We start from the raw sequence: 13,050 nt of genomic DNA on the forward strand, positions 1-13,050 counted from the left end.
AAGGCCCCCCCCACACGCCGCGCCCGCGGCTTGCCGCCGCCCAGGGCAAAAAAACAACAACGCTCGCGAGGCGGATCAGATGGCTTGGGTGCGCAGCAGCAGCCACTCCCGGGCCGGGCCGTCGACCAGCGGCTCCAGCCTGTGGCGGACGTGCTCGTGATAGCGGTTCAGCCAGTCGCGTTCGTCGGCGGACAGCATGCCGGCATCGACGCAGCGGGTATCGATGGGGCATAGCGTGAGGGTCTCGAAGCGCAGGAAGCTGCCGAATTCAGTCGTGCAGGCCGGCGTCGCCAGGACGAGATTCTCGATGCGGATGCCCCATTTCCCGGGCCGGTACAGGCCGGGCTCGTTCGAGGTGATCATGCCCGGCAGCATGGCGGAATGCGGCGTGACGGTGGCGCGGTAGGCGATGGACTGCGGCCCTTCGTGGACGTTCATGAAGTAGCCCACCCCGTGCCCGGTGCCATGGCCGTATTCCGCCCCGCTGCGCCAGATCGGCGCGCGGGCGATGGCGTCCAGCAGCGGCGCGGCCAGGCCTTCCGGGAAGACCGCCTGCGAGAGCGCGATCATGCCCTTCAGCACCGCCGTGTAGTCGCGCTTCTGTTCGGCGCTGACCCGCCCGACGGGCACGACCCGCGTGATGTCGGTCGTGCCGTTCAGGTATTGCCCGCCCGAATCGATGAGCAGCAGGCCGTCGCCCTCGATGACGGCGTGCGCGTCTTCCGTGGCGTGGTAGTGCGGCATGGCGCCGTTCGCGGCATAGGCGGCGATGGTGCCGAAGCTGGGCGATACGAAGCCCCGGCGGCGGCCGCGCGCCGCGGTGATTTTTTCGTCTATGGTGAGCTCGGTGATGCGCTCCGCGCCCTGCGCCGCTTCGAACCAGGCGAAGAACTCGCACAGCGCGGCGCCGTCCTGCTCCATGGCGGCGCGCACGTTGTCGATCTCCGCCGCATTCTTGCGCGACTTCAAGAGCTGGGTGGGGTTGAGCGCCTCGACCTTGCCCGCGCGTTCGGCCGCCCGCAGCAGCCCCACCGTCGTGCGGGCCGGATCGACCAGCAAGACCTGGTCTTCGGCCAGGCCGGCCAGCGCGCCGGCGATGGCTTCATAGGGCTCGACGCGGATGCCGTCGGCAGCCAGCGCCCGGCGCAGGCTTGCGCTGATTTTTTCCGGCGCCAGGTACAGCCGCGCTTCCGCATGGCCGATGAGCGCGTAGGAAAGAAAGACCGGGTTGTAGGAGACGTCGCCGCCCCGCAAATTGAACAGCCAGGCGATGTCGTCGAGCGACGACAGCAAATGCCAGCCGGCGCCGTGCTCGCGCATCGCCGCGCGCAGGGCCGCCAGATTCTCGGAGCGCGTTCTGCAGGCATGGGGCGGCAGGTGCTCGAACACCGGCCGGCTCGGCGGCGCCGGACGCGAAGCCCAGATGCCGTCCAGCGCATCGCGGTCGTGGACCAGCTCGATGCCGCTTTTCGACAAGGCGTCGTGCCACTGCCGCTGCGCCTGCAGCGACAGCACATCGCCGTCGATGTTCACCCGCGCGCCTTGCGGCAGTTGGCCGGCCAGCCATTGCGCGGGGCCGGGGACATCGGGCGCGCCCGCGCGCATCGTCGCGATGCCGGTGTTCGCCAGCGCGTTGTCGGCCTGTTCCCAATAGCGGCTGTCCGTCCAGAGGCCGGCGAAGCCGTCGGTGACGACCAGGGTGCCGGCCGAGCCGTCGAAACCGCTGAGCCACTGGCGGCCCTGCCAGCGTTCGGGCAGGTATTCGGAAAGATGCGGGTCGGACGACAAGGCCACGTAGGCGTGCAGTCCGGAATCCCGGAGGGCGGCGCGCAGCGCCCGCAGGCGCTCGGCGATATCCTGCGGACCGGCCATCAGGCCACCGCCGAGACGTCCAGCCGCGCCGCCGTCTTGGACTGGATTTCCTCGACCGTGACGCCCGGCGCGACTTCCAGCAGCTTCAGGCCGCCGTCGGTGACTTCCATGACGCCCAGGTCGGTGATGATCAGGTCCACCACGCCCACGCCGGTCAGAGGCAAGGTGCATTCGGGCAGCAGCTTGAGGTCCTCGGTGCCGTCCTTCTTGCGCGCCACGTGTTCCATGAGCACCACGACGCGGCCGACGCCCGCCACCAGGTCCATGGCGCCGCCCATGCCCTTGACCATCTTGCCCGGAATCATCCAGTTGGCCAGGTCGCCTTTTTCGGACACCTGCATGGCGCCCAGGATGGCGAGATTGATTTTGCCGCCGCGGATCATGGCGAACGAATCGGCCGAGGAAAAGATGGAGGAGCCGGGCAGCGTGGTCACCGTCTGCTTGCCGGCGTTGATCAGGTCGGCGTCGATTTCGTCTTCGGTCGGGAAGGGGCCGATGCCCAGCAGGCCGTTCTCGGATTGCAGCCAGACTTCGACGCCGGCCGGCACGTGATTGGCCACCAGCGTGGGCAGGCCGATGCCCAGGTTCACATAGAAACCGTCTTGCAGTTCCTGGGCGGCGCGCGCCGCCATTTGTTCGCGATTCCAGGCCATCATCAAGCTCCTTGGGCAGCGCGGACGGTGCGCTGTTCGATGCGTTTTTCGGGGTGGGCGTTGAGCACGATGCGATGCACGTAGATTCCCGGCAAGTGGACCTCGTCGGGATCTAGGTCGCCGGTGGCGACGATGTGCTCGACCTCGGCCACGGTGATCTTGCCGGCCATGGCCACGTTCGGATTGAAGTTGCGGGCGGTCTTGCGGAAGACCAGGTTGCCGCTGCGGTCGGCCTTGTAGGCCTTGACCAGCGAGACGTCGGGGACGATGGCGCGTTCCATGACATAGGTTTCGCCGTCGAATTCGCGCGTTTCCTTGCCCTCGGCCACCACGGTGCCCACGCCGGTGCGCGTGAAGAAAGCCGGAATGCCGGCCCCGCCCGCGCGCAGTTTTTCGGCGAGCGTGCCCTGGGGCGTGAATTCGAGCTCCAGTTCGCCCGACAGGAACTGGCGCTCGAACTCCTTGTTCTCGCCCACGTAGGAGGCGATCATTTTCTTGATTTGCCGGGTCGCCAGCAGCAAGCCCAGCCCGAAGCCGTCGACGCCGGCGTTGTTGCTGACGCAGGTGAGATTCTGAACGCCCGAATCGCGCAGGGCCGCGATCAGGGCTTCGGGGATGCCGCAAAGACCGAACCCGCCGACCGCGATGGTCTGGCCGTCGGCGACTACGCCTTTGAGCGCCTCTTCCGCGCTCGCATACACTTTATCCATTACTCCTGTCCTTTTATTTAGTATGTTCGCCGGGCGCCGCGGCGCCCGAAGAAGTTTTTACCGCGCAACCATTACAAACGGCGGGGACGCCGCTTCAACCACTTTGGAATATCTGCTCCAGCCGCCGGATCTCCGCTTCCGTCCAGGGCATGGATTTGCCGGTCTCACGGCTGGATCCGACCACGACGTAGCGCCCGCGCGCATAGGCCACGCCCGGCTCGCCGTCGAGCTCGAGCACGACCTCGGCTTCCAGGCTGGAGCGGCCGATGCGCACCAGCCCCTGGCGGATCACCACCGTGGCGGGGTATTGCACGGGCTTGAGGAAATCGCAAGACGTCTGCGCCAGGACGGCTCCGCGCCCGGCATCGCCGAATACGCCCGCGCCGGCCAGCAAGCGGACGCGGGCTTCTTCGAAGTAGCGGAAATACACCGTATTATTGACGTGATCCATGGCATCGAGGTCGCCCCAGCGCACCGGTATCAAACAAGGCTCCGCCCAGCGAACGGACGGCAACGGCAAACGATCGGCGGCTTGAATCGACATGGGCTCTCGTGCTGAATCTTGTACCAGGCAAGTATAACGTGAGCCGCCGTCCCGGGCGCTACCCGCGCGCCCGCCCGCGGGCTTTTCAACCCGCATCAAAGACTGCAATACAATTGCGGCAGAAAATTACGGCCTGCGCGGCTGAACGCAATGCTATGCAATTACATTCGGGAGAACTCACTCATGTCTGAACGTGAATCAATGGAATACGACGTGGTCGTGGTCGGCGCAGGCCCGGCCGGCCTCGCCGCGGCCATTCGGCTCAAGCAACTTGCCTCGGAGCGCGGCCAGGAAATCAGTGTCTGCGTGCTCGAGAAAGGCTCCGAGGTCGGCGCGCATATCTTGTCCGGCGCCGTCATGGACCCGCGCGCGCTGACCGAACTCATTCCCGACTGGAAAGAAAAAGGCGCGCCGCTCGACACCGAGGTCACGGAAGACAAATTCCTGTTCCTGTCCGAAAAAGGCGCGAGAGCCACGCCGGGCTGGCTGCTTCCCGACTGCTTCCGGAACCATGGCAACTACATCGTGCGCCTGGGCAACGTGACCCGCTGGCTGGGCGAACAGGCCGAAGCCCTGGGCGTGGACCTCTTCCCCGGCTTCGCCGCGGCCGAAATCCTGTACACCGACGGCGGCGCGGTCAAGGGCGTCGCCACGGGCGACATGGGCGTCGCGCGCGACGGCACGCACACCGACAACTACCAGCCGGGCATGGAGCTCCTGGCCCGCTACACCATCTTCGCCGAAGGTTCGCGGGGCCAGCTGGGCCGCCAGCTGATCGAGCGCTACAAGCTCGACGCGGGGCGCGACCCCCAAAGCTACGGCATAGGCATCAAGGAAATGTGGGAAGTCGACCCCTCGCAGTCGCAGCCCGGCCTGGTGGTGCACACCGCCGGCTGGCCGCTGGACTCCGACACCTACGGCGGTTCCTTTCTATACCACCTGCCCAACAACATCGTGGCCGTCGGCCTGGTCGTCGGGCTCGATTACGCCAACCCCTGGCTGTCCCCCTTCGAGGAATTCCAGCGCTACAAGACCCACCCCGCCATCCGCCCCACTTTCGAAGGCGGCAAGCGCATCGCCTACGGGGCGCGCTCGCTGACCGCGGGCGGCCTGCTCTCGGTTCCCAAGCTGTGCTTCCCGGGCGGCGTGCTCGTCGGCTGCGAGGCGGGCGTGCTCAATGCGTCGCGCATCAAGGGCAGCCACTCCGCGATCAAGACGGGCGCGCTGGCCGCCGAAGCCGCTTTCGACGCACTGGCCGCGGGCCGGAGCCACGACGAGCTGGTGGCCTACCCGGCCGCTTTCGAGGCATCCTGGCTGCACGCCGAACTGAACAAGGCGCGCAATTTCAAGCAATGGTTCAAGAAGGGCCGCACGATCGCCACGCTGATGACGGGCGTGGAGCAGTGGCTGCTCAAGGGCAAGATGCCCTGGACGATCCATCGCACGAAGCCGGACCACGCCTGTCTGCAACCCGCCGCCGAATGCGCCCGCATCGATTATCCGAAGCCCGACGGCAAGCTCACCTTCGATCGCCTCAGTTCGGTGTTCATCTCCAATACCAATCACGACGAGAACGAGCCCATCCATCTCACGCTCAAGGACCCCTCGGTTCCGGTCGCGGTGAATCTGGCGAAGTACGGCGGCCCGGAGGCGCGCTATTGCCCCGCCGGCGTGTATGAGTTCGTGAAGACGGATACCGGAGAGGACAAGCTGCAGATCAATGCCCAGAATTGCGTGCATTGCAAGACTTGCGACATCAAGGACCCGACCCAGAACATCGTCTGGGTGGCGCCCCAGGGCGGGGAAGGGCCGGTCTACAACGGGATGTGATCCGGGCTCGGGGAGCCCGCCGGGCACCCGCGGCGCGGCTTCCTCGGGCGGCGCCGGGGTGCTGAGGAAGGGCGGAGCCTACCCCCTACTCCGGTCCAGCACCGGCGCCAGATTCACCACCAGCAGCCCGGACATGATGAAGCCCACGCCCGTCAGTTCCAGCCACGTGGGCCTTTCTCCCAGCAGGAACCACGCCAGGACGACCGTCAAAATGGGCACGCCCAGGCTGGACATGCCCGCCACCGTCGCGCTGACGCGCCGCACCACCGACATCCAGAGCCACCAGCCCAGCGCCGAAGCGCCGACCGACATGTAGGCCACGCCCCAGAACAGCTCCGGCGCCCAGACCACCGGGCGCTGCGGGAAAATCAGCGTCAGCGGGAAGGTGACCACCGCGCCCAGGAACATCTGCCAGCAAGTCAGCGTCAGGACATTGGGCCGATACCGCTGGAACATCTTCTTGGCCAGCACCATGCCCAGCCCCCAGCTCGCGCCGCCGGCCAGGGCCAGCAGCGAGCCTGTCAAAGAACCCAGGCCCCGCCACGGCGCCACGATGCCCACCAGGCCCACGCCGGCCAGCAGGAAACCCAGCATGTGCCAGCGCGTGGGCTGCTCGCCCAGGATCAGCCAGGCGAACAGCGCCGCCCAGAAAGGCATGGTGTAGGCCAGGGTCACCACCTGCCCCGCCCCGCCGGTGACCAGCGCCAGCTGGCACAGGCATTGGAAGCCCGAGGTCTGGAAAACCGCGATCCAGAGATTCAGGCCGTAGGGCCGGGGGCAGGCCCAAGGCTGCCGGCTCAGCAGCAGCACCGCGAAAAGGACCAGGAAGGCGATGGCGTAGCGGGACATCACCAGATCGAAAGGCCCGATATAGCCGGTGAGCGACTTCATGGCGATCCAGCTGAACCCCCACAAAGCGACCGTCAAGGCCATCAGGGCCAGAGCGCCCCGATCCGTCTGGTTCGATCCCAATGCATGCTCCGCAAAAAAACAAAAAGCGCCCCCGGGAAGGGGGCGGCGAGCGCCGGGCCGCCGCGCGGGCGGCCCGGCATCGGATCAGGCTTTCAATGCGCCTGAGAGAGCTGATCCAGGATGCCGGGGTTTTCCAGCGTGGAGACGTCCTGGGTGACCTGCTCGCCCTTGGCCACGACGCGCAGCAGCCGGCGCATGATCTTGCCCGAGCGCGTCTTGGGCAGATTTTCGCCGAACCGGATGTCCTTGGGCTTGGCGATGGGGCCGATTTCCTTGGCGACCCAGTCGCGCAGCTGCTTGGCGATCGCCACGGCGTCGTCGCCCTCGGGCAGGGACCGGTTCAGCACGACGAACGCCACCACGGCTTCGCCGGTGGTGGCGTCGGGCCGCCCCACCACGGCCGCTTCGGCCACCAGCTCATGCGAGACCAGGGCGGATTCGACCTCCATGGTGCCCAGGCGGTGCCCGGACACGTTCAGCACGTCGTCGATGCGGCCCATGATCCAGAAATAGCCGTCCTGGTCGCGCTGGGCGCCGTCGCCCGCCAGGTAATAGCCTTTGAGTTCGGGCGGGAAATAGGCGCTCTTGAAGCGCTCGGGGTCGCCCCAGATGGTGCGTATCATGGCCGGCCACGGCCGCTTGGCGACCAGGAACCCGCCCTTGCCGTGCTCGACGTCCTCGCCCGCTTCGTCGACCACGGCCATGGAGATGCCCGGCAGGGGCAGCGTGCACGACCCCGGCTTCAGCGGCGTGACGCCCGGCAGCGGCGTGATCATGTGGGCGCCGGTTTCGGTCTGCCACCAGGTGTCCAGCACCGGGCAGCGTTCACGCCCGACATGGGTGTAATACCACATCCAGGCTTCCGGGTTGATGGGTTCGCCCACGGAGCCGATGATGCGCAGGCTGTTCAGGTCGTAGCGGCGCGGGTGGATGTCGGGATTCGATTCCGCCGCCTTGGTCAGGGACCGTATCGCGGTGGGCGCGGTATAGAACACGGTGACTTTGTGCCGCTGGATCATTTCCCAGAAACGGCCGGCGTTGGGATAGGTGGGCACGCCCTCGAAGACCACCTGGGTGAGCCCGGCGGCCAGCGGGCCGTAAGTGATATAGGTATGGCCGGTCACCCAGCCGACGTCCGCCGTGCACCAGAACACGTCGCTGTCCTTGGCGTCGAAAGTCCATTTGACGGTCATCAGGGACCACAGCAGGTAGCCCGCCGAGGAATGCTGGACGCCCTTGGGCCGGCCCGTGGAGCCCGAGGTGTAGAGGATGAACAGCGGGTGCTCGGCATTCACGGGGACGGGCTCGCAAACCGGGGGCTGATTCGCGCAGACGTCGTGCAGCCAGAGGTCGCGGCCTTCCTTCCAGGCTACCTGGCCGCCGGTGCGCCGATAGACGACGACGTGCCGGACGGCCTCGCAGCCGCCCGCGTCCAGGGCCTCGTCGACCGCGTTCTTGAGCGGGATGGTCTTGCCGCCGCGCACCTGCTCGTCGGCGGTGATGACCAGGGTCGCGCCGACGTCTATGGTGCGCTCGTGCAGGCTCTTGGACGAGAAGCCCCCGAACACCACGGAGTGGATGATGCCCAGGCGCGCGCAGGCCTGCATGGCGACCACGGCTTCGATGGACATGGGCATGTACAGAATCGCCCGCTCGCCCTTGGAGTGCCCCAGCGCCTTCAGCCCGTTGGCCAGCTCGCAGACGCGGGCGTGCAGCTCTTTATAGGTGACCTTGCTGACCTTGCCGTCGTCCGACTCGAAGATAAGCGCCGTTTTATTGGCGGTTGGGGTGTCGAGATGCTTGTCGAGACAGTTGGCTGAAATATTCAGTTCGCCATCCCCAAACCAACGATAAAACGGCGCTTCGGACTCGTCGAGCACCTGGGTGAAGGGCTTGTGCCAGCGCAGGTTTTCGCGGGCCAGGCGGCCCCAGAACTCGTCGGGCGCGCGTTCGGCCTCGGCGCACAGGTCGCGGTAGGCCTGCATGCCTGATATGGCCGCCTCCTTTACCAGATTGGCGAACGGTGGAAACACCCGGTTTTCGACCAGCACCGATTCAATTTCACTGGACATGCTAATGACTCCTTCTATTTGATGTGTTATCCCGGCGTTGCCAGCCTACCGTAGCGCAATCGGCTTACGGCACACTGACAACCCAGCGCAAGGTGGAATGGCGTCCGGGGCCGCGGCTTCGGGCCGGCTACGCGCCGGCGCCGGCGCGCGCCGCGGCGCCCCGGTTGAAGTCCAGGCGCGCAAGCACGGCCAGCCCCGCAACGAAAAAGAGGCCGGTGCACAGCAAGGCAAGGCGATGATTGCCGCCGGTGAGCCACGTGACCAGACCGTAGCAGAACGGGCCCACGACCGCGGCCAGCTGGGTGGCGAATGTCCATAAGGAATAGAACTCGGCCAGCCGCCCGCCGGGCGCCAAAGCGCCCACCATGGCCCGCCCCGCGCTCTGGCTCGTGCCCATGCACAAGCCCGCGACGGTCGCCGCGCACCAGAAGACCCAAACCTGCCTGGCCGCGTAAGCCAGCAACACCATGATGATCCACCCTATAAGTGTAATCGACAGTGCCTGCTTATGGCCGATTTTGTCCTGCAGGTAGCCAAACAGGAAGGCGCCGGCCGCGGCGGCGATGTTCACCGTGAAAACCAGCATCATCGTCTGCGGCATGGTGAAGCCCATGGCCTCGGAGGCGTAGACGGCGGAAAGCGTGATGACGACCGAGATGCCGGCGTGATAGCAGGCTCCGCAGAACAGCAGCAGGCGGAAGTCCGGGAAATGGCGGCCGGTTTCGCGCCAGGCGCTCGCCAGGCGCCGCAGCATGGGCTCCGCCCGCTTGTGGCTGGCCGGGCTGCGTTCTTTCAGGAAGATGAACGACGGGATCGCCGCGGCCGCGAAGATGGCGGCCGTCAGCGCCATGACGTAAGGTACGTAATCGGCGGCCTCCCAGCCCTGCCCGGTGGCCCAGGCGACCAGGGCCAGCGACAGGCCGAGCGCCAGCATGCCGCCGAAATACCCGAAGCTCCAGCCCCAGCCCGACACGCGGCCGAGCGATTGCGGCCTGGCGATTTCCGGCAGGAAAGCCGCGATGACGGACTCGCCCACGCAGTAGCAATAATTGGAGATGGCGATGAACGCCAGGCCCCAGGCGACGTCGCCCGGGCCGGCGAAGGCCAGCATGGCGGTCGCCAGCACGCAGCCGAGCGTGCTGGTGAACAGCAGCCGCCGCTTTCCCGCCCTGGCGTCGGCGCGCGCGCCCAGCGCGGGCATGGTGAGCATGATGAGCAGGTAGGAAAGGGAAAGCGCCGAGGTGAGCGCCAGCGTGGCCCAGGGCCGCTGGCCCGCCACGACGCCCACGAAATAGGCGCTGAACACGGTCGTCAGGACGACCGTGGTATAGCCGGAGTTGGCGAAGTCGTACATGGCCCAGGCCCAGACTTCGCGCTTGCGCACCCCGGGATTCAGGATGCCGCCCCCGGCCGGCGCGCCGGCCGGGCCGGGGCCGGGTTCCGGGTCCGGCCCGGAATACACCGTCATACGGACAATTTGGCGATGCCCGCGCGGGCGATCTCGACGTCTTCGGAAGACTTCACGCCGGACACCCCCACCGCGCCGACGATCCGGCCGTCCACGACGATGGGCACGCCGCCCTCCAGCATCCCTTCCAGGCCGGGCGCCGACAGGAAGGCGGTGCGCCCCTGATTGATGGTGTCTTCATAGGTTTTCGATTCGCGGCGGCCCAGCGCGGCGGTGCGCGCCTTGGCCGGGGAAATCTGGGCCGAGATGGGCGCGGCGTCGTCCAGCCGCAGCAGCCCCAGCACATGGCCGCCGTCGTCCACCACCGAGATGGTGACCGCCCAGTTGTTCTTCAGGGCGTGTTCTTCCGCCCCCGCCAGTATGGTTTTGACGTCGGAGGCGCTCAGCATGGGTTTGGTTTTCATGGAATTCCTTTGAATTTATTGTAACTGTAGGTAAAGACACAGGGCGATCGCGAATACGAATCGAACCATAGACTAGCCCGGACGCGGGCAGCTGGTAAAGTGCCGGAAAGGTAAAACACCTTTACGTTCACGTTTCGATTGAGTAAACTTCCGGCACCCAATGTTCAATTTGTGTAAAGCATTTGGTTTTTGACGGCGGCTTGCCTACCGATGTGTCTGATTTCGCATCCATTCGATACAAAATCGCACATCCCCCCAAGTGCTTTACACAAGCTAAAACGAAAAGCCCATGCCGCCGCAACGACTATATCGCCTATTCTCGTCCTTTTATTCTTCTTTCTTCACCCGCGGCGCCAAATGCGTTCTGGCGGCCACCACTGTGGTCCTGACCGGTTGCGCGGCCAATTCTCCCAGCACGTCGGCCAGCAGCCATCATCTGCTTCGCGACGCGTATCTGTCGCACACGCAATCTGATCCCCTAGGCGCTTATCTCACTTCGCAGGACCGCCGGCATTACGGCAATTACGGCATGAGCCCGGCTCCGGGCGAGGCGTCCCGTTCGCTTGCCAGCACGGCGCTCGGCGCTCTGGGCATCAAGTACCGTTTCGGCGGCGATACGCCGTCCACGGGCTTCGACTGCAGCGGCCTGGTCATTTATGCCGCGGAAAAGTCGCTGGGCCTGAAACTGCCGCGCAAGTCGTCCGACATCGCGCGCTTGGGAACCTCGGTCAATCGCAATGAGCTCAAGAAGGGCGACCTGGTCTTTTTCAATACCCGCGGGCATCGGTTCTCGCATGTGGGTATCTATCTGGGCGACAAGAAGTTCGTGCACGCGCCGCGGGCGGGCTCGGTGGTTCGCATCGAAAGCATGGAAGCGGCTTACTGGAAGAAGCGCTACAACGGGGCGCGGCGGTTGCCGGCGGGCGACGCCATCGAAACCCGGCTGGCTTCCAAATGATGAAAAAAGCGGCGCAAGCCGCTTTTCTTTTGCCGCCGGGCCGCCTCAGCGAGCCCTGACGCCGCTGCGCTTGCCCGGCCTGCCCGCGTCCTTCCCCGCGTCGGGCGCCGGCTTCGCGCCGCTTCTTTCCACCGGCCGCTCCATCGAACACGTCTCGCAATATCCGCACTGATTCAGCGCCTGCTTCATGCTGCAGACCGAACGCCTGCAGGCCAGCACCTGGATTCCGGCGCGTTGAGCCGCTGCCCGGAATGTCTTCATGACATTGTGTCCGAGAAAATCCGTGAGAAGAATCAGCAGCTCGGTGCCCGACGGCAGCTGCAGGGTCTTCTTCTGATGCGAAGGATCGCGTCCGCTGATGTGATGGCGGATGGCGATGTTATGCCCCTTGAGGAGATCCGGGATATTGCCGAGCCGGTCGGCGCCGACGATGATTGCACTGACGAGTTGAGCCATGAAATCCTCCGATGAATGTTTTTCGTAACGATAATCATTCTTATTTGTGTTGTCAAATAGGGATTACGATCGGATCGAGGATTTTTTCGCTTCGCCGGCTCCGGCCGCGCGGCGCGGCTCGGCGGCAAGGGCTATTCGGCGCGCGGCGCCTTGTCTATGGCTTCCTGCACCACTTCGCGCGTGAGTTCGGGGGCCAGCATTTCCAGCAGCACGTATACGTAGTCGCGCAGGAACACGCCCGACTTGACCGCGACGCGGGTCGTGTGGGTGCCGAACAAGTGGCCGGCCGGCAAGCCCACCAGGCCTTTGTCGCGCCGGGGATCGAAAGCCATGCCGGCGATGATGCCTATGCCCAGGCCGACGTCCACGTAGGTCTTGATGACGTCCGCGTCGATGGCCTCGAGGACGATGTCGGGCGTGATGCCGGCCTGCGTGAAGGCTTTGTCTATCGCGCCGCGCCCGGAAAACGCGTGATCGTAGGTGACGACGGGATACTGCGCGACCTGCTCCAGCGAGATCTGCTTGGCGGCGCTGGAAGTCAGTTCGGCCAGGGGGTGGTCGGGCCGCACCACGATGGTGTGCTCCCAGGAATAAACGGGCAGCGCCGCCAGACCCGGCGTCTGCGCCAGGGTTTCGGTGGCGATGGCGACGTCGGCCTGTTCGTGCAGCACCATTTTGGCCAGATGCGGCGGGTTGCCTTCGGCCAGCGATACGCGCACCTTGGGGAATCGTGCGCGAAACGCCGGAATGACCTTGGGCAGGATGTAGCGCGCCTGCGCGTGCGTGCAGGCGATGACCAGCCCGCCTTCGTCGCGCCGGGCGAACTCATCGCTTACTTTCTTCAGGTTGTCGACTTCGCGCATGATGCGCTCGATGACTTGCGCGACGACGTGGCCGGGCTTGGTGAGCCCCTTGATGCGCTTGCCATGGCGCTCGAAAATCTTGACGCCCAGTTCGTCCTCGAACTCGATGATCGCCTTCGACACGCCGGGCTGCGACGTGAACAGCGTGCGCGCCGCGTCGGTCAGGTTGAAGTTGCGGCGTATGGTTTCGCGGACGAACCGGAATTGCTGAAGATTCATAAAAAATAGCCCTGTTGGAAGGGCTATTA

At 65.6% G+C, this 13,050-nt stretch carries 12 protein-coding genes; 2 read left to right on the forward strand and 10 right to left on the reverse strand.

Annotated features, from left to right (window positions below):
- Positions 1–75: 75 nt before the first annotated feature.
- The 4 genes from H0A72_RS19750 to H0A72_RS19765 form a co-directional block, all read right to left on the reverse strand.
- Positions 76–1,872, reverse strand: coding sequence for an aminopeptidase P family protein (locus H0A72_RS19750; RefSeq protein ID WP_180158236.1), 1,797 nt, complete (start codon positions 1,870–1,872; stop codon positions 76–78).
- Complete coding sequence (locus H0A72_RS19755; RefSeq protein ID WP_180158306.1) at positions 1,872–2,525, reverse strand: CoA transferase subunit B; 654 nt, start codon at positions 2,523–2,525, stop codon at positions 1,872–1,874. Before H0A72_RS19755 ends, H0A72_RS19750 begins: the two co-directional genes overlap by 1 nt.
- Before the next feature lie 2 nt (positions 2,526–2,527).
- A complete protein-coding gene (locus H0A72_RS19760; RefSeq protein ID WP_180158237.1) occupies positions 2,528–3,235 on the reverse strand; it encodes a CoA transferase subunit A in 708 nt (235 codons plus the stop codon).
- Between the two features lie 94 nt (positions 3,236–3,329).
- Complete coding sequence (locus H0A72_RS19765) at positions 3,330–3,779, reverse strand: acyl-CoA thioesterase (RefSeq protein ID WP_180158238.1); 450 nt, start codon at positions 3,777–3,779, stop codon at positions 3,330–3,332.
- Positions 3,780–3,962: 183 nt separating this feature from the next.
- Here H0A72_RS19765 and H0A72_RS19770 point away from each other — a divergent pair, with 183 nt between their 5' ends.
- A complete protein-coding gene (locus tag H0A72_RS19770; protein ID WP_180158239.1) occupies positions 3,963–5,609 on the forward strand; it encodes an electron transfer flavoprotein-ubiquinone oxidoreductase in 1,647 nt (548 codons plus the stop codon).
- A gap of 78 nt (positions 5,610–5,687) precedes the next feature.
- On the opposite strand, the gene H0A72_RS19775 is transcribed toward H0A72_RS19770, so the two are convergent.
- From H0A72_RS19775 to H0A72_RS19790, 4 genes are all read right to left on the reverse strand, one after another.
- Entirely contained in the window at positions 5,688–6,581 is an 894-nt protein-coding gene (locus H0A72_RS19775; protein ID WP_246437043.1) for a DMT family transporter, read from the reverse strand.
- A 92-nt stretch (positions 6,582–6,673) separates the two neighbouring features.
- Complete coding sequence (gene acs / locus H0A72_RS19780) at positions 6,674–8,653, reverse strand: acetate--CoA ligase (RefSeq protein ID WP_180158240.1); 1,980 nt, start codon at positions 8,651–8,653, stop codon at positions 6,674–6,676.
- A 127-nt stretch (positions 8,654–8,780) separates the two neighbouring features.
- Positions 8,781–10,121 carry an MFS transporter gene (locus H0A72_RS19785; RefSeq protein WP_180158241.1) on the reverse strand — a complete coding sequence of 447 codons (1,341 nt, stop codon included), beginning with the start codon at positions 10,119–10,121 and terminating at the stop codon, positions 8,781–8,783.
- Positions 10,118–10,525, reverse strand: coding sequence for a GlcG/HbpS family heme-binding protein (locus H0A72_RS19790; protein ID WP_180158242.1), 408 nt, complete (start codon positions 10,523–10,525; stop codon positions 10,118–10,120). Before H0A72_RS19790 ends, H0A72_RS19785 begins: the two co-directional genes overlap by 4 nt.
- 289 nt (positions 10,526–10,814) lie before the next feature.
- Here H0A72_RS19790 and H0A72_RS19795 point away from each other — a divergent pair, with 289 nt between their 5' ends.
- Positions 10,815–11,483 carry a C40 family peptidase gene (locus H0A72_RS19795; RefSeq protein WP_180158243.1) on the forward strand — a complete coding sequence of 223 codons (669 nt, stop codon included), beginning with the start codon at positions 10,815–10,817 and terminating at the stop codon, positions 11,481–11,483.
- Between the two features lie 45 nt (positions 11,484–11,528).
- On the opposite strand, the gene H0A72_RS19800 is transcribed toward H0A72_RS19795, so the two are convergent.
- Entirely contained in the window at positions 11,529–11,939 is a 411-nt protein-coding gene (locus H0A72_RS19800; RefSeq protein ID WP_246437042.1) for a DUF2325 domain-containing protein, read from the reverse strand.
- Positions 11,940–12,070: 131 nt separating this feature from the next.
- Positions 12,071–13,021: a CysB family HTH-type transcriptional regulator gene (locus H0A72_RS19805; RefSeq protein WP_180158244.1), complete on the reverse strand. Its 951-nt coding sequence runs from the start codon at positions 13,019–13,021 to the stop codon at positions 12,071–12,073.
- Positions 13,022–13,050: the final 29 nt, after the last annotated feature.

The sequence above is a fragment of the Parapusillimonas granuli genome, assembly GCF_013416525.1.
Lineage (GTDB): Bacteria > Pseudomonadota > Gammaproteobacteria > Burkholderiales > Burkholderiaceae_B > Parapusillimonas > Parapusillimonas granuli.